Genomic DNA, 14,785 nt, shown 5'->3' on the forward strand with positions numbered 1-14,785 from the left:
ATAATTCGTGTGGGCAGACACTCGGACTGTTGTATAGAACACGCCGAGTGTGGTTAAATAACCATAAGTAACTCTGGCGAGGAGAGTGGAGAAAAATGGATTTCGATTTCGACTTTGAAGACGCGAAGCCGTGGCTAATCGGCATCGGTGCGATTTTGCTGGTAGCTGGCGTATTGTTTGGCATGACGTATATCAACGTCAACAGTGCCATTGCCAAGTGTACGGCTGCCGGGTATGCCAAGCCGGACTGGTCGTGGCGTGTCACCTCGTGTCCGGCCGACGAAGATTATGCCAGTGATAGCGTCGCACTAGTGGTCGGTAATACGGCCGATAGTCCTATGCCCAAGCTCACCGATGAAGCAGACAAATATCTGCGTAATTCCCTCGCCCAGACAGACGGTGATCTCCAGTTCTATCTCTACTCTGCCACGCCAAGCGGCTCACGCATTCAGCTCGACGATCTGAAGGTGAAAAAAGCTGGAAATGTGAATTCATTCGTCACAAATTCGAGCCAGACTGTCGACAAGATCGACAAAGCGATTGCTCAGCCCGCAAGCGAAAACGGTGCCGACTATTTCAACAACATTGTAGCTGCCGGTCGTGCCGTCACGACGTCACCCAGTACCAAATCACCACTGGTGCTCGTAGTTGGTTCGGGATTGTCGGATTCGCAGCCGCTCAATTTTGCCAATGGTGATCTGCTCCATGCCGATCCGGCGGATGTGCTGGCGCAGCTCAAAGCCAAAGGTACAATCGCTCAAGATGATCTCAAGGGCGTCCGCATCGTGTGGTCCGGACTAGGTGTTACTACATCGCCCCAACAGCCACTCGACGCCACGGAGAAACGCAATCTCCGCAATATTTACAATACTATTTTCAACTACATGGGCGCTCGTCTCGTCACTGACGATACTGTCATGGCGACAGAGAGCGTCAAGACAGACAAAACAGTGACGCCGGTGACTGTCAATGGACTGTCTGGCGGCGTGGTGGTCTACAAACTTGGCGAAAACTCCATCGGATTCAAACCTGGTACGGCTACTATCCAAGATCAGGCAAAAGCCAACTCGGCACTCGACGGTATCATTGCGAATTACCAAAAATGCCCAGCTGCAAAACTGACTGTCGAGGGCTACACGGCGCGGCCAAATGGCACCATCGAAGCGACTAGTGACTTGTCGAAATCTAGGGCGGACGCTGTCAAAAAGCTGCTCGTGGCGCGTGGTGTGAACGATGCAGCCGTGATGGCGACTGGCAAAGGCTCAAGTGATTTCGAAGGCCGTGTCGACGAAAAAGACGCGACCGGTACATGGAATAGCGAAAAAGCACAGGCCAATCGTGTCGTCATCGTCACTATGGATAGCAGTGGAGGATGTAGTGGCTAAAAAACCGCGTCCAGCACCACGCTATGAACATACTCGCCCATCGGTATCTATCTGGATGCGTCTACGCGGGTGGCTGGCTGCTCGTGCCGACCGTGCCAGTGTGCGACGACGGTTTCTCAGCGATCATGGTGCTACGCGGGCACGTGATTTTGACAGACAGACTATCGCGGGCGAGAAATATCTCCTTAAGACACAGTTTCTTGAGCACCTGGCCGATGTGCGCGACCATCACGTTTTACGAGAAGCCAAACGAGCGCGTAGTGTACAGGCAAGGCTGTCAGGACTCGAGGGCGAAGCGCGCGGCGTGCTGGAGCGCGAGCAAGCTCAGCTACTGGAAGCCAAACATGAGTACACCGACATCAAATCTCGCCTTGCTCGTGACGACCTCACGGCACTAGAAAAAGCTAACTACCAGGGTAAGCTCGGTCAGATCGAAGGATCTGTGAAGCAGCAGCTCGGTGTGGTTGCAAAAGCCGAGGATAAGCTGGCCGATATCACTGCAGCACAGGCCGACAGTCGCAAAGAATTTGCCGAATTTGCTCAAGCGGCGCACAATATCTACGAGATGTCCATGAACGCCTACGTCAAAGTTGCTGGTCGCCGTCTCAATAGACTTGGTTGTACCAATTATGATGCTGAATTACGTGATTTTACCAGTGAAACTACCCAAAAAATAAAGGAGCTCTCGTAATGGCTAAAAGTTTTCTCAAAGTACTCGTACGGCTCCAGAAGCCGAGCCAGAAGCAGATTGAACTGGTACGGCGCCGTGCACTCGCAACGGTCAAACATACTCGCCGCAACCAGAAGCTCGATGCCAAATCGGTCGAAGCTATGCTGCGTATCGTCAGTGGTCGTTACAGCGATTTGCACGCAGCGCTCGAGACGGAATACCGCAAGCGAGAACAGCGCATCGACACTACCTATGCTCGCGGGCTCAAAAAGACCAAGGCCTCACTTATTAAAGTCGAGCAAGATATCAATCAACTCGAATCGATGGGCTACGACAAGACGACGTCCGGTATTGACTACGACGATGCGGTGGCCCGTTTGCGCCTGCTCGCCCAGGGCAACGAATCGCGCGATACGGATGCTGTCAAATTGGCCAAAGCCCGCCGCTCCCCCACCCCATACAAACGCCCTGTCGACACTGATACGGCGTTCGCTACTCCATACGGCCACTACTGGGTTGTAGCGGGCTGTCTCCTGCTCAGTTTTCTCGATATGTTGCTGCTTAGTGCGGCTATCGAACGCTTGCTCGATACCGATCAGCTCAACGCCAGTATTTTGGCATTTGCACTGGCCCTTGTCGGTAGTGTCACGGCGTTTCTATGGGGTCGATCGCAGGCAGCGCATCCAGCTCGGCGCGGCTGGTCATTTTATGAGCCATGGATCTGGATTACTATTGCTCTCATCTTTGTCGCAATTCGCGGTGTGGTTATCTATATGGATATTCAGGAGTATCCAGACAATATCTTCACGATCATCAGCTCCGAAGCGCTTATGGCACTACTTCTGACGGTACTTTATCTGGGGACGGGGCTGGCAATTCGTGCCGAAGCCCGCAAGATATTTGATCCGACGATGTTTAGTCAGTGGCGCAGTATTCGCATGGCCAAGAAGATTCAGCATCGTATTGCAAAGAAATATGCTCGCGCCGAGAGTATGATTCTCGAGCTTGAACAGTTCCACAAAAACTACCGTGCACTCAAAAAGATGTATATCATCCGCAAAAACTCACTCTATGATGCTGAGCGTACGACACTGAGTTCTGTTGTCAAACGAGTGCTTGAAGACAATCCGCAGCTCGATCCGCAGGTGGTCGAAGATATTTTGCAATCAGTGCTAGCTGGTCGCTCGCACATCACTATGGCGGCAAATGAAGGTGCGGTTGTCCGGGCGCAGTCGCCGGCAGTCGCGAGTACGCGGCTTTCCGCGGCTAGCCCACGTCAGGCCGTCACCAGGCCAGCGCCACGTAAGCCACCAGTGATCCGCTAACGTAGTATGCGTGATCGGTTGGATCAAATCTGGTCGCAGCTGAGTTACTATGTGGACGAAGTGGCAATTCGGGTCGGACTGGCCCGGGATGATCCGGCTGTTGATCTGCGGATGCGTGGTATTGCTGCTATTGCAGTATGTATCTTTATGGCGGTTTGCGGTGGTTGGTGGTACACCACGCATGTGCTCGTGACGTGGCAGCCGGAATCGACACGTACGTCCGAGACGGCGCCGATACCCGTTTCGTCCAGCGGACCTCACGCCAATGAACCCTTGTCTAATTCCGTGCCATCATCTGAGGCATCTGATACGCCTGAATGCGATCCCGATTATTCACCGTGTGTGCCAGTAGTCTCGGGTGATCTCAACTGTGCGGATATAGGGCAAACTGTACGCATAGTCGGCACGGATCATTATCATCTCGACAATGACTCGGATGGCTATGGATGTGATTCATATAGTAATTAAACAATAAGCTCTGCAAGTTCTTGTCGAGTAAGATTGGCACCGAATGCTGGGTGTCCTGGCTCAAGTGTGCGACCCGCGGCTAGGTTGCCGATAGGTAGCGGATCGAAACCAAGCGTGTCGATAAACTGCGCGACGGTCTCAATATCTTCTTTGTGATCACCTGCGATGGCAATGGCTTTGCGAGTTGGCATATTTTGCGCTGCAGCTTCGTCATGCAGGTGATGGTAGCCCATGTGATTGAGCGCCTTGACGACATGGGATGCAGGCAAAAATCCCTGAATAGCTTGGCTCGATGATTGTTCGTCTGGCAAAATGTTCTCGCGTGGTCCATCGACTTCCCACCAGTAATTCGTGGCATCAATGACGAGTTTGCCTGTAAGTGCATTGGCAGGCAAAGAACGAAACTTGCCAAGAGGAATTGCCAGAATCACGATGTCAGATTGCGCTGCGTTTCTAGCAGTGACTGCCTGTGCACCAGGGGTAAGCGTATCAATAGCAAGCGCTATTTTGCCCGGGCTACCCGATCCGGCGACGAGTACTTCGTAATCGGCTTTTGTTGCTAGCTGGGCCAATGTAATGCCAAGTTTGCCCGCGCCAATGATACCGACAGTGCGTATTGCCACTGCTACTTCCCTGCCAAGAGTTCACGTACACGTGGTATTACTTTTTTACCATATAGTTCGATCATGTGACGGCGATCGCTCGCTTTCATGGGGCCAAATCCGTACACGAGATCGAATCGCTCTACATCGACGGCTTTCATAGCTTTAGCGATCTTCCGTGCCACCGTTTCTGGCGAACCGACGTACATGGAGCCGCCCTTCACTTCGTTCATGAAGTGCTGGCGTGTCATGGGCTGCCAGCCACGCGTGGCGCCTACTTTATCCATCTGCTCTTTGAATAGTGGAAAGCTAATTTCTATAGCCTGCTCGTCGGTATCAGCGATAAAACCTGGCGAGTGCATGCCGACCGGATGCGCGTTGTGGCCAAACTGGGCGGCCGCCTTGCGGTAGAGTTCTACGTAGGGGGCGAAACGCTCCGGCGAACCGCCGATGATCGCGAGGACAAGTGGCAAATCATACGCTGCTGCACGTACGACTGAGTTGGGTGAGCCGCCTACACCGACACGGACGTCGAGTCGGCCTTTGTCTGTCTTCGGGAATACATCGGCGGCGTCGAGTGACTGAGTAAACGTGCCGTCCCATGTGACAGGCTTCTCGTCGAGCAACTTGCTAAAGAGCTCGATCTTCTCCTCGAACAGTCCTTCGTAATCGCGCAGATCGTAACCGAAGAGTGGAAACGACTCGGTAAAAGAACCACGCCCTAGTATGACCTGCGCCCTACCATCAGATACCGCATCAAGCGTGGCGAAGCGCTCGTACACGCGCACGGGGTCGTCGCTGCTGAGGACAGTGACGCCAGACGCGAGCGTGATTTTCTTGGTCTTGCTAGCTATGGCAGCGAGTACCATTTCGGGGCTTGAGATGGCAAATTCATCGCGGTGGTGTTCGCCGAGCCCGATGACGTCGACGCCGAGTTTGTCGGCGAGTACGGCTTCGTCGACCACTAAACGAATCGAGGCGGCGTGACTCATGAGTTTACCTTTGCTATCTGTGGCGAGGTCGCCAAACGAATCAAGGCCAAATTGGTAGTGTGGTATTGCAGATTTTTTGGTCATATCTCCCTGTCTATACTTTCGTGGCATCGATGCCGTGTTGGGTTAGTAGTGCTGTGTCGAGCCGGTAGTATTTCTCTACCCCGTCTTTGCGTTCGCGTAGTACACCGCTTGCGACAAGTTTGGCAAAGTGGTGGCTCATGGTCGGTTGCGAAAGCTTGAGCGCAAGTGCGCAATCGGACGTGATGTCGCGCGCAGCAACCTCTCCATGCTGTGATGCAAGATGGCGTACGACACTCAGTCGAGTATCGTCGGCGAGGCTTTTGAGGATTTCTGTGGTATCTGCTGCTTCCATACATCTTATTATATAGAAATATTTAAATATATCAATACGTATACAAAAGTCTGAACCCGCTTCCCTACTAGGAAAGGAGCGAGCTCAGACTTTTCTAGAGGGTGCGGGCGTAGTTAGATGCCTGCAGTGGTGTGTCTCCTAGGAGAACTGTAGTCGTTCGAATGTAACTTCGCTGGATAGATCTGCGGCTTGTTTTGCCGCATACAGTACATTTCCACTTTCAACGCGATCAAGCGGTCTTCCGAAGGTGACTTCGCACTGCCAGTACGCGCTACCTTTGTCCAGAAGAGTGCGGTACTCCGCCGCGGCGTCCGGATGTGTTGACCTGATGGTCTGCGTGAGGCGATGCATTGCCTTGAAGGTTGCGCCGGAGCTTTTGTCGATAACGAATGTTGCCTGAGATGACATGGTGCCTTCCGTAGGAACTCTAACATACTAATTATATCATAAAAATTGACATATTACTACAAACACCCCGGCTCTCACGTCAGGGTGTTTGGTGTAAGTGGTGGTGGGCAGTCAGGCGACTCGGTGGAGATGCGATGTGGTGGTGTGGGGGTGATTGTAGCCTTTGTCCTGGGTTGGGGGTATGTGATGGTTGTTGGACTCGGGCTCATCGTCGAGTGCCTGCACAAGTGATCTGTCTGCGTCGTCGCCGAAGTCGATACTGTCGTCGACATCCGCCAAAAACTCGTCACTCCATACAGCTGCCGGGTCAAATCCGCTCGCGTCTCGGAACGGATTCTGCGGGTAACTTGCGAGTGTGTGTTGATATGAATTCATACACGCCTCCCTCTTATCTGTTACCATGTGGTTCCTCATGTACCACAACTACTACATATAGCAGGTCAGTCTGAGAATTTGCTGTAGCGAGCGGGGCTATGTTGTAATGCGCTGGTCGTAGTACTCGAACGCGTGAGTAGTTGCGGCCTGTAGGTGTGCAGCGGTTAGCGATGTGATGTCTTCGGCACTCATGCCATGCTCGACGGTGGCGATTTTTCCAATATATACCGATGCGTGACGTATACGATTTGGCTTGGCGTTGTCCATGTCTATTTGCTGGTAGTCTCGGCCGTAACTTACGCCAATAGGTACAATACTTGCAGGTATATTGCCAGGCTGGAGTGAGCGCAGTGCGATCTCGCCGATACCGCGTTGGAGCGGTAAGTTGAGTTCTGCATGCGAGTAATTGTGGGTGCCTTCTGGATATATACCAACGGGGTGTCCGGTCTGGATAAACTCATTGATCGTATCAAACAACAGCTCGTTTGTGCAAGAGAGACTGGACTCTGCATGATCTTTTTTACGAGCGGCAGGCACGGTGCCCATTTGGTTGATAAAACCAGTGACAATCGGCTGGAGAGGCGCCTGCAACGGTGTGGGTACTCCTAGTTTTGTGAGCAGCTTTTTGTTGTAAAAACCATCTTTTGCGATGACGCGAATATCACCTACCTTTTTCGGTAAGATTTCATGTGCGATTGCGGCGGCTGTCCATTGGTCGTGTAGGTCCGATAAATGATTGAGTGTGAGAAGCATTGGCACATCTTCCGTGTCAAGCTTGGCGAGTTGCTCATGAGCCCCTTCGTCGTAGCTAATATCCGGCTGCATGATTTCGTGGAGTAGCCGGTATGCACTGCGGGTAAATGCACGGTATGGCCGGTATGCGAGCTGATAGTCGTATACGGCTTTTGCTTGAGCTGGATTCCCCAGTTCATAAACGGGACGTTTCATATTTGTAGTATAGCAAATGTAGCGATTTGAACGTGGACGAAATATCGAAAAAGTGCTATGGTATACGCTATGGCGGCATGATGGCCGTCACGAGTGAGAGGAAGCAACATGACCCTCCGGCAGAAACGCGACGAGCGCGTTTTGGTGTGTGTTCGCACGTTCGAACGGCTCGCGGATTCACATCTCGACAGGCTGTTACAACAGTTTGTCATTGCAGAAATTTGGTCCGATGCGATGTCGGCCGAGTTCTGCTACGAACAGTTTAGAACGCAGTTCTATGGCTGCTTCATGACCGTGCTCTCAGAGCGCATCATCGACGAATACATCGCTGAGCATGAAGCATTCAATCGTACTGTGCTCAGGATCGCTGAGCGCGAGCAGCTCGATGCCTACGGTTTGCGACACCTTGAGCTACAGCTCAGCTTATATACGGCGGGGCTGCTACGCTGGCTGGGCGCGAAGTGTGCTCAGCTAACCAAACTCGATGAGCAGCTAGTGCTGCTAGAACATGACTATATCCCACCCACCAGTGTTGAGCCGACATTGGTGGGTGGCTAACCGGTCACACCCCGCCCCTGCGCGATGTATTTTGCCTGAGCGAAATACCCGTAGGAGGCGGGTATTTTCGTGTATTGAATATTTCTATATTTTATGATATAATATTATTAATGAGTAATATCTTTCGAGAAATTATACAAGAAGAACGTCATGCCGCTCGCTCTATAGCGGTAATGTACGACGGCATGTCGCAGATACCTTACGAGAAAATGATACAAGGTTTAGATGATAGTGAGCTACAGATGATGGATAGAAACAATTTCGATGCGCAGCGTGTCATAGCTGTGCAAGAGTCTGCGCGGGCGCAGGCGCGAATTGCCGTCGCAGAATTACTGCTTATGGGTAAGTCGCTTGTGGCATTGGATGATGATCCTCACTTTGTAGCCTAGAAGCTGCTATGCTTGTAATATGCTCGACCATCATATCCAAAAAGCCATTGTTTACGCCCTCGCCTTTTCCGACGCGATGCGCTTTGGTGAGCTCAAGCCAGACGAGCTAGAGAACAAAGCTTTTGACTATCATTTAAAAAAAGTGGTAAAAGCCGGTTTGGTGGAGAAAACCGCAGAAGGATTGTATCGACTGACAAGTGAGGGTAAGCGTGTCGGTATTAGTGCGTCTCGCAAGCAGCTTGAGCGGCTTGACCAGGCGCGCTCTACCCTACTGCTCGCGCCTCGGCGTGCCAGTGACGGCGCGTGGCTGCTCATGCGACGCAAGGCGCAGCCTCTTATTGGTCTGCGAGGCTTTATGAACGCGCGGCCCACCGCCGAGCAACAGATTGTACGCACAGCCGAGCAAGTATGCAGGGAGCAGACGGGACTTGCCGGCATGTTCGTAGTTCATGGTGACGGGTATTTCCGTACCTACCGTGGGGGTGAGCTCGAAAGCTTCATCCATTTCACACTCCTAGTGTGCAACGATATTCAGGGAGAGTTGCACCAAAACAGTTCACTAGCGGAATACTACTGGGATACGGATCCCGACTGGTTGGCACCGGATATGCTACCGAGCACTCAAACACTTCGCAAAATGCTTGCAGCTCCGGCGGGGTCGTCTGTGGACGAAAGGTTTGATATTTAGTCTGGTGTGCGCGTGTGATTGTCTTCATATTGTTGCTCCTTGCTTATGTTTCTAGTATGAACTGTGAGCACTTAAAGCGCAGTGAAATGTTTTTCACTAACTAGCGTATACTTGTAGAGAGTGAATATTTTTCCGCATCTGCACTGGTATACGGAGTTGATTTACGAGACTGGCCGACAGCCAGCATTTGTCATGCTGGTAGCGTTTCTTGTTGCGTTTGCATCCGCGCGGGGCTATACGCTATTGCGAGGCATACCGGCTGGGGTAGCGTGCATTTGGGCGGAACACATACACACCACCTCGTATTTGGTGTAGTACTGGCGCTGGCGGCAGCAAGCGTGCAGTTTGCACTTGGCCCGGCACTCGATACGCCGAGCCAGTTGTTGCTGGTAGCAATTTTTGGCGTGGGTGCAGCGCTCACACTCGACGAGTTTGCGCTGCTTTTTTATCTGAAAGATGTGTACTGGGATACCGATGGCCGTAAATCAATTGATGCGGTGGTGATGGCATTAGTGCTTGGTCTACTGCTCCTAATGCACACGAGTCCTTTCGGGACAAGTGAGAGTCGGCCGGTGTTTTATGTTTTGACTACACTACAGATTATCAACATGGTACCGGTGCTGTTCTGTGCGCTCAAAGGTAAACTCACCTTAGCTATCGTAGGCGTGTTCATCCCTATCTTTGCCTGGGTGGGTGCGCTGCGACTGGCTGAACCAACATCAATCTATGCACGTATTTACCACAAGAAGAAATTGGCTCGCGCGCAGAAGCGTTACGCCCACTACGACGAAGTATGGCAGCCTCGCAAAACTGCCATACTGGACCTGATTGGGGGTAAACCGAGTCGCTAAGTGGCGAGCTGCTCCGGGTGCTCGGCTGCTGCAGCTTCAAACGCTCGACGGACATCGCGCGGGGCGTGGCGGCGGATATCGACAGCGACTGGTGAATCTGGCTCCATGAGTTGCGCTACACTAGGACGAGCGCCGATGCTACGGCCATAATCTTCTATCTCACTGAGCAGCGCAAGTGACTTGTCTCGCACGGTGAGCTGAATATCAACTGGGTGACGATGCTCCATAGTACCGGGCATATCGTAGACAAGTGAACTAAGTGCGGCATTCCCGATATAGCGACCAGCGCTCCTGGCCGCGCCGGCGGCGTGCTCACTCATGCCGGGCGTGTGGAGGTGGCGGTAATGCGCGCTAGCCATCATTTCGGCGAGTGTCAGATGTTTGAGTGTCTGTGCGGCGAGTTCTTGTTGTGACGCGTAGCGCCGCTCGGATGATCTAGTGCGAGCACCTTCGGCAACAAGGCCGAGCCGCAAGGGGTAAAACATCGCATCTTCGCGGGCTAGGTCATAATGGGCCGATCCGATTCCTACTCGTGCGATGATATCGCGCGCAGCATGCTGCGATGCGAGTGAATCAAATTGTGCGGGATTGAGTTGCTGCAATACGCGCACACCTCGTAACTCCATGTCAGCCACAAGCATGCCACGCTCGCTGCGACGCTTAGTGATGATGTCTGGGTCGTCCGATGGGTACGGTACGAAATCCTCTAGGTCTTCGTAGATATCCCGTGGGAGATTAAGTTGTTTGGGCGGTCGTATAATTTCTTTCATACTTCCACTATGCAGCTCGAGACGAAAACAGTCAGTGAAGAGTTTTTCACTGACTGTTTGTTGCGAATGGCCAGGCAGTCGCTACACTTCTTCTACGAGTGCCTGGAACTTGCTGGCGAGTACGATGAGTACGGCACCCTGGATCACAGCGTACAGACCGAGAATCCAGACGAATGCCACGCCGCTTGCAGCTGGGTATAGTAATACTACGATGCCAGCAATCAGACCGAGGGCGGCGCTAAACGCGTAGAGCCATTTGTTGTCGCTCACGGCTGGCTCTTTGCTGAAAAACGCCTGCACAAGATCGACTAGCCCGCGGATGACAAGTGTGAAGCCGACGATGAGCAAGAGCCACATCAGGGTAATCTCTGGATTGCGGATGAGGAATACACCAACACCTAGGAGTGCAACCCCAAAGATGAGCTCCAGCCACCACAAACTAACTTTGCCGAGATTCATGAGGCTCTGGATGAGGAGTGTAATGCCCCAGATGAGCACAAATAGACCGAATAAGACGGCGATAATGCTAACTGTTGCTTTTGGCCAAAACAGTGCTGCTATACCAAACAAAATCGATAATACCCCCTGCGAAACTACCAGCCCGACGAGAGGCTGCGAGAATGATGTTACGGGTTTCTTTGCCATAATTTTATCTCCTTTTATGCTAGTGGCTCCAGTATACTCCGCCAAGATACAAAATAACACCCACATGGGGTGCTACTTTGCCAAGTCTATGCGCTCATGCCGAGTAGTGTCCAGACGCCGCGACCGCCGTCACGCAGCCAGAACTCACGATGTCCGTCACTGAGCGTAAGAATGTGTGTTTTCTCTGCTCCGCGCGTGACCGTGCAGCTGAGGCCGCGATCGACGAATTCATATGTACGGCCTTCGAGCTCGATAGCTCGTGGATAGGCGCGCATGTCGCGTCCGAAACTCATGCGGGTGACATTGACTTGCCGGTTGATGTTAGATGTTTGCATATTTGCACTCCTGACTCTTCTCTGTGTGGAAAAGGGCTAAATTTGATTTAGCGAACGGATTTTGGAGTGATCCAGCGGTGGATAGGAGTAGTTGACCGCTCTAGTTGCCTACTCTTTTTACCACGTTGGAGGTGTGAAGACGTCTGTCGAGACGCCGGTCGTGCTAGCTTGTAGGTGAAAAGGCGTTCCCACCAGTACCTCCATAGCTATAGCTAGTATAGCGCGTCGACTCGCTGAGACGTCAAGCTATAGGTATTGTGAAATACGGCTTGTGTTTTAAGCAAAGCTCGCCTATGCTAGAGGTATTATGGATTCCAATACAGTTCTCGATGATGCGCAGCAAGATGACGAGCAGGCAGAGCTCAAAAACTTCACTCAGCATGGTATGACCGTGAGTCCGGTGTCTTCCGAGGAAGCTGTGCGACGAGATGCCGCATCGGTGATCCCTCGAATTCCCCTCCCCGGCGAGACGCTCGAAACCGTAGGTGAAACACACTCATATTCACCCGATCATTCGACGCAAAATCTTGACGAACTGTCTGCTGAAGATATTCGCGAAGATTATTAGACAGACGGAACGTTTGAGCTGTTGCCGCGGTTTTGGCCGGGATAGTTGTTGCCGCGCATCTCTTGTTGCCGCATGCCAGGGCGCTCCATGGGGCGCATCGTGCGACTATGGCTCATAGCAACGCCAGTGATGTAGCCAAACAAGAAGATGACGAGCGCGATACCCACGGCGGCGATCCAGGTGGACGGACGATTGTGGATGATAAGTGGTGCTGCGGGCTTAGTGACGACAGGGGTTTGTGTCTCGGCGGCTGCAGGTTGTACTTCTGCTTCAGCCTGTTCGATTGCCTCTGTTTCTACGGATGTAGTTTTGGCGGTACTATGTTTGACTGACTTGGGCGTTTCTGGTGCTGGTTCGCTCATGATTAGTATCCTTTCTTTTGTATCAGTGTGGCACGCAGTGTTGAAAGGAAGCTTGGAATACAGGCCTGCACACTAGCTTGGGTTCCTGTGTCACACAGACTGCATTAGAGTATTGACATAATAAACTATTTATGCTATATTATATATGCTCTACTAGCAGTACCTCATATCCATGACATATTCGTCCGAAAGGCGACCATGACCAATAGCACTGTCACCGACTCGATCGACATCATTCACGATGGTGAGCTGATCGAGAAGGGTCAACACATGATCACCCAGGTGACTCGCGTCACCCGACAGATGATCGTGGAGTACCCGGCCCAGGTGAAGTTCGTCTCGAACCTCAGATTCGGCAGCACGATGCATGTATCACCTCCCACCTACACCTCCTTCTCGCAGTACAAGGAGACCAGCGTGGAGGTGGACGTGTACGACATGTACACACATGCAGTGGTCGTCTCCGATGTTGTGACAATCGGCATGCACGCCGGTATGCGGCTGCACAGCCGTGTTGTCACCGAGGTGTACTACATCTCATGTGAGTAGCAGGTAGAGCGCGCGTCGATCCAGTTCATCTTCGGATTGGATCGACGTAAGCTCGATATTAGTTATTTTCTTTCCTACCTTGCAGCGCAAGGTATTTTTAATTTTTCGGTCTATCTCTTTTGATCATCCTGGAATGTGTCAGACATGAGCTGTATGTCGGATTCATATCATGTGTCTAGGCTCTGGGTTGCAACTCTCGCTCGTAATCGTATACTGTTAGGTGTGCTCTTACTACAACTATAGGAGGTGGTGGCGTGACCAACGCCGACCCAGCAGTGATTGCAAGTATCAACGGTCTCGTCGAAAGCCGGTTTCAGTTGGAAATCGAGCGAGAGGCCGAAAACCAGCGCTTTCAGACGGCAATAGCAGCTCTGACGCGCGAACACCAAGAGAAGCTCAACAGGTTTGCTGAGCGTGAGCGTGAGCTCGATCCTGATATCTGGCGGTCTATTGATCACAACCGCTCTACACTGATCGTGCGAGGTAAGCGTTCTTTTGTCACTATTAGGGCAAAGTTCCAACTTCGCGAAGTGCCAGCCAAGCTTGAGGTGCTCGACAAAGTGAGTATCATGGAAGCTGCGCATCGCCTGGGTGTGGTGAAGCAAATCGCCAATCCACCAAAAGGTGGTTGGAGGTTCAACCAAAAGAAGTTCCTCGCCTGGTTGGCTAGTAGCGGCGATCTGTATCGACACTTCGAGCCATTCGTCGAACAGACAGACAAGACCGAGTCGCTGACCATCCAGCCCAACACCAATTACACGGTGGAGCATGACAGTCAGCGCATCTCGCCGCCGTCTATCACTATCCAAAAGAGCTAGCCCCGCGCTACTCTCTGCCTTATCACTGGCAGGGTCTCGTTCGCGGGGCTTTGTCATACCTTAGCCACCCGATGCCTAATGATAGTTGACAAAAGTTTTCAATAGTTATAATATACACTTGTTGTCTCACCGAGGCGACTCTACGCCTTTGGCGTAGGAAGGAACGAGCTAGGAGCAGCAATGCCCAAGATCGACGCCGCCGCACCCGTGGCACCCACGAAGGAAACCGTCAAGACCCCGCTCGACATCGCTGTCGACAAGGTCGTCGCCGAATCCGACTGCACGCCGGCCGAGGCCAAGACCATGATCACCGACTGGCTCACGCCGATCGTCGAGCGTTCGCGCATGACCGGCGGCACGGCCTACCCGTCCGACAGCGAGATGTTCGTCGGCGGCTACGGCTCCACCGAGAACACGCGTTCGTACGCGATCCTCGATCAGGTGATGCCCCACGGAGAGGCGTCGACCCCGGGCTCCGCGCACGAGGCCATCGAGAAGGTCGTACTCGACCCCAGTCGGGACGAGTACGGACTCATCCACGATCAGACCGGTGACACGCAGCGCCACTGCACCGTCACCACCATGATCGGGACGGTCTCCGGCCTGAGCTGATCGGCTCCTTCCAACCCCTGCGTGGTGGCTCACCTAGAGCCACCACGCAGGTGGAAGAACATTTGCTTCAAATCTTCCGTCGATTAGACGG

22 protein-coding genes are annotated in these 14,785 nt (G+C 52.6%); 12 read left to right on the plus strand and 10 right to left on the minus strand.

All coding sequences use genetic code 11. The features are described from left to right. Positions 1–95: 95 nt before the first annotated feature. The 4 genes from GII36_RS02155 to GII36_RS02170 are packed head-to-tail and all read left to right on the plus strand — an operon-like array spanning position 96 to position 3,848. The gene (locus GII36_RS02155; protein WP_260764112.1) at positions 96–1,385 is read left to right on the plus strand and encodes an OmpA family protein; all 1,290 of its coding nucleotides are present in this window, start codon (positions 96–98) and stop codon (positions 1,383–1,385) included. Next, positions 1,378–2,076, plus strand: a complete 699-nt coding sequence (locus GII36_RS02160; protein WP_260764113.1) for a hypothetical protein — start codon at positions 1,378–1,380, stop codon at positions 2,074–2,076. Before GII36_RS02155 ends, GII36_RS02160 begins: the two co-directional genes overlap by 8 nt. After that, entirely contained in the window at positions 2,076–3,380 is a 1,305-nt protein-coding gene (locus tag GII36_RS02165) for a hypothetical protein (protein ID WP_260764114.1), read from the plus strand. The genes GII36_RS02160 and GII36_RS02165 overlap by 1 nt, the downstream gene beginning before the upstream one ends. 6 nt (positions 3,381–3,386) lie before the next feature. Then, the gene (locus GII36_RS02170; RefSeq protein WP_260764115.1) at positions 3,387–3,848 is read left to right on the plus strand and encodes a hypothetical protein; all 462 of its coding nucleotides are present in this window, start codon (positions 3,387–3,389) and stop codon (positions 3,846–3,848) included. Here the strand turns inward: GII36_RS02170 and GII36_RS02175 are convergent. From GII36_RS02175 to GII36_RS02200, 6 genes are all read right to left on the minus strand, one after another. Continuing rightward, positions 3,845–4,471: an NADPH-dependent F420 reductase gene (locus GII36_RS02175; RefSeq protein WP_260764116.1), complete on the minus strand. Its 627-nt coding sequence runs from the start codon at positions 4,469–4,471 to the stop codon at positions 3,845–3,847. The genes GII36_RS02170 and GII36_RS02175 overlap by 4 nt on opposite strands. A gap of 2 nt (positions 4,472–4,473) precedes the next feature. After that, positions 4,474–5,526 (minus strand): LLM class flavin-dependent oxidoreductase, encoded by a 1,053-nt coding sequence (locus GII36_RS02180; RefSeq protein WP_260764117.1) that lies wholly within the window; start codon positions 5,524–5,526, stop codon positions 4,474–4,476. 10 nt (positions 5,527–5,536) lie between these two features. After that, positions 5,537–5,818 (minus strand): ArsR/SmtB family transcription factor, encoded by a 282-nt coding sequence (locus tag GII36_RS02185; RefSeq protein WP_260764118.1) that lies wholly within the window; start codon positions 5,816–5,818, stop codon positions 5,537–5,539. 138 nt (positions 5,819–5,956) lie between these two features. Beyond that, a complete protein-coding gene (locus GII36_RS02190; RefSeq protein WP_260764119.1) occupies positions 5,957–6,226 on the minus strand; it encodes a hypothetical protein in 270 nt (89 codons plus the stop codon). Between the two features lie 111 nt (positions 6,227–6,337). Next, positions 6,338–6,601 carry a hypothetical protein gene (locus GII36_RS02195; protein ID WP_260764122.1) on the minus strand — a complete coding sequence of 88 codons (264 nt, stop codon included), beginning with the start codon at positions 6,599–6,601 and terminating at the stop codon, positions 6,338–6,340. Positions 6,602–6,697: 96 nt separating this feature from the next. Then, positions 6,698–7,549 (minus strand): 1-acyl-sn-glycerol-3-phosphate acyltransferase, encoded by an 852-nt coding sequence (locus GII36_RS02200; RefSeq protein WP_260764124.1) that lies wholly within the window; start codon positions 7,547–7,549, stop codon positions 6,698–6,700. Positions 7,550–7,657: 108 nt separating this feature from the next. On the opposite strand from GII36_RS02200, the gene GII36_RS02205 reads away from it, so the two are divergent. The 4 genes from GII36_RS02205 to GII36_RS02220 all read left to right on the plus strand — a co-directional run bounded on the left by GII36_RS02205 (position 7,658) and on the right by GII36_RS02220 (position 10,035). Then, positions 7,658–8,107 carry a hypothetical protein gene (locus GII36_RS02205; protein ID WP_260764126.1) on the plus strand — a complete coding sequence of 150 codons (450 nt, stop codon included), beginning with the start codon at positions 7,658–7,660 and terminating at the stop codon, positions 8,105–8,107. A 110-nt stretch (positions 8,108–8,217) separates the two neighbouring features. Further along, on the plus strand, positions 8,218–8,496 hold the full coding sequence (locus GII36_RS02210) for a hypothetical protein (RefSeq protein WP_260764128.1): 279 nt from the start codon (positions 8,218–8,220) through the stop codon (positions 8,494–8,496). A 19-nt stretch (positions 8,497–8,515) separates the two neighbouring features. Further along, a complete protein-coding gene (locus GII36_RS02215) occupies positions 8,516–9,184 on the plus strand; it encodes a hypothetical protein (RefSeq protein WP_260764130.1) in 669 nt (222 codons plus the stop codon). A 275-nt stretch (positions 9,185–9,459) separates the two neighbouring features. Continuing rightward, complete coding sequence (locus GII36_RS02220; RefSeq protein ID WP_260764131.1) at positions 9,460–10,035, plus strand: hypothetical protein; 576 nt, start codon at positions 9,460–9,462, stop codon at positions 10,033–10,035. On the opposite strand, the gene GII36_RS02225 is transcribed toward GII36_RS02220, so the two are convergent. The 3 genes from GII36_RS02225 to GII36_RS02235 all read right to left on the minus strand — a co-directional run bounded on the left by GII36_RS02225 (position 10,032) and on the right by GII36_RS02235 (position 11,785). Then, the gene (locus GII36_RS02225; protein ID WP_260764132.1) at positions 10,032–10,805 is read right to left on the minus strand and encodes a hypothetical protein; all 774 of its coding nucleotides are present in this window, start codon (positions 10,803–10,805) and stop codon (positions 10,032–10,034) included. The genes GII36_RS02220 and GII36_RS02225 overlap by 4 nt on opposite strands. 81 nt (positions 10,806–10,886) lie before the next feature. Then, positions 10,887–11,450 (minus strand): HdeD family acid-resistance protein, encoded by a 564-nt coding sequence (locus GII36_RS02230; RefSeq protein WP_260764133.1) that lies wholly within the window; start codon positions 11,448–11,450, stop codon positions 10,887–10,889. 86 nt (positions 11,451–11,536) lie between these two features. Beyond that, entirely contained in the window at positions 11,537–11,785 is a 249-nt protein-coding gene (locus tag GII36_RS02235) for a hypothetical protein (RefSeq protein WP_260764136.1), read from the minus strand. 307 nt (positions 11,786–12,092) lie between these two features. Between GII36_RS02235 and GII36_RS02240 the strand changes: the two genes are divergently transcribed. Next, positions 12,093–12,353 (plus strand): hypothetical protein, encoded by a 261-nt coding sequence (locus tag GII36_RS02240; protein ID WP_260764139.1) that lies wholly within the window; start codon positions 12,093–12,095, stop codon positions 12,351–12,353. Here the strand turns inward: GII36_RS02240 and GII36_RS02245 are convergent. After that, the gene (locus GII36_RS02245) at positions 12,350–12,715 is read right to left on the minus strand and encodes a hypothetical protein (RefSeq protein WP_260764141.1); all 366 of its coding nucleotides are present in this window, start codon (positions 12,713–12,715) and stop codon (positions 12,350–12,352) included. The genes GII36_RS02240 and GII36_RS02245 overlap by 4 nt on opposite strands. A 198-nt stretch (positions 12,716–12,913) precedes the next feature. On the opposite strand from GII36_RS02245, the gene GII36_RS02250 reads away from it, so the two are divergent. From GII36_RS02250 to GII36_RS02260, 3 genes are all read left to right on the plus strand, one after another. Next, on the plus strand, positions 12,914–13,264 hold the full coding sequence (locus GII36_RS02250; protein ID WP_260764142.1) for a hypothetical protein: 351 nt from the start codon (positions 12,914–12,916) through the stop codon (positions 13,262–13,264). Positions 13,265–13,518: 254 nt separating this feature from the next. After that, a complete protein-coding gene (locus tag GII36_RS02255) occupies positions 13,519–14,082 on the plus strand; it encodes a hypothetical protein (RefSeq protein WP_260764144.1) in 564 nt (187 codons plus the stop codon). A 180-nt stretch (positions 14,083–14,262) separates the two neighbouring features. Further along, positions 14,263–14,694: a hypothetical protein gene (locus tag GII36_RS02260; protein ID WP_260764146.1), complete on the plus strand. Its 432-nt coding sequence runs from the start codon at positions 14,263–14,265 to the stop codon at positions 14,692–14,694. The last annotated feature ends 91 nt before the right edge of the window (positions 14,695–14,785 follow it).

This window comes from Candidatus Mycosynbacter amalyticus (assembly GCF_025273655.1).
Taxonomy (GTDB): domain Bacteria; phylum Patescibacteriota; class Saccharimonadia; order Saccharimonadales; family Saccharimonadaceae; genus Mycosynbacter; species Mycosynbacter amalyticus.

Excerpts from the sequence above, each read along its gene's own strand:
- GII36_RS02155 (WP_260764112.1), top strand. The coding sequence starts at position 96 with ATGGATTTCGATTTCGACTTTGAAGACGCGAAGCCGTGGCTAATCGGC.
- GII36_RS02165 (WP_260764114.1), top strand. The coding sequence starts at position 2,076 with ATGGCTAAAAGTTTTCTCAAAGTACTCGTACGGCTCCAGAAGCCGAGC.
- GII36_RS02170 (WP_260764115.1), top strand. The coding sequence starts at position 3,387 with ATGCGTGATCGGTTGGATCAAATCTGGTCGCAGCTGAGTTACTATGTG.
- GII36_RS02180 (WP_260764117.1), bottom strand. The coding sequence starts at position 5,526 with ATGACCAAAAAATCTGCAATACCACACTACCAATTTGGCCTTGATTCG.
- GII36_RS02185 (WP_260764118.1), bottom strand. The coding sequence starts at position 5,818 with ATGGAAGCAGCAGATACCACAGAAATCCTCAAAAGCCTCGCCGACGAT.
- GII36_RS02190 (WP_260764119.1), bottom strand. The coding sequence starts at position 6,226 with ATGTCATCTCAGGCAACATTCGTTATCGACAAAAGCTCCGGCGCAACC.
- GII36_RS02195 (WP_260764122.1), bottom strand. The coding sequence starts at position 6,601 with ATGAATTCATATCAACACACACTCGCAAGTTACCCGCAGAATCCGTTC.
- GII36_RS02200 (WP_260764124.1), bottom strand. The coding sequence starts at position 7,549 with ATGAAACGTCCCGTTTATGAACTGGGGAATCCAGCTCAAGCAAAAGCC.
- GII36_RS02205 (WP_260764126.1), top strand. The coding sequence starts at position 7,658 with ATGACCCTCCGGCAGAAACGCGACGAGCGCGTTTTGGTGTGTGTTCGC.
- GII36_RS02210 (WP_260764128.1), top strand. The coding sequence starts at position 8,218 with ATGAGTAATATCTTTCGAGAAATTATACAAGAAGAACGTCATGCCGCT.
- GII36_RS02215 (WP_260764130.1), top strand. The coding sequence starts at position 8,516 with ATGCTCGACCATCATATCCAAAAAGCCATTGTTTACGCCCTCGCCTTT.
- GII36_RS02225 (WP_260764132.1), bottom strand. The coding sequence starts at position 10,805 with ATGAAAGAAATTATACGACCGCCCAAACAACTTAATCTCCCACGGGAT.
- GII36_RS02230 (WP_260764133.1), bottom strand. The coding sequence starts at position 11,450 with ATGGCAAAGAAACCCGTAACATCATTCTCGCAGCCTCTCGTCGGGCTG.
- GII36_RS02235 (WP_260764136.1), bottom strand. The coding sequence starts at position 11,785 with ATGCAAACATCTAACATCAACCGGCAAGTCAATGTCACCCGCATGAGT.
- GII36_RS02240 (WP_260764139.1), top strand. The coding sequence starts at position 12,093 with ATGGATTCCAATACAGTTCTCGATGATGCGCAGCAAGATGACGAGCAG.
- GII36_RS02245 (WP_260764141.1), bottom strand. The coding sequence starts at position 12,715 with ATGAGCGAACCAGCACCAGAAACGCCCAAGTCAGTCAAACATAGTACC.
- GII36_RS02250 (WP_260764142.1), top strand. The coding sequence starts at position 12,914 with ATGACCAATAGCACTGTCACCGACTCGATCGACATCATTCACGATGGT.
- GII36_RS02260 (WP_260764146.1), top strand. The coding sequence starts at position 14,263 with ATGCCCAAGATCGACGCCGCCGCACCCGTGGCACCCACGAAGGAAACC.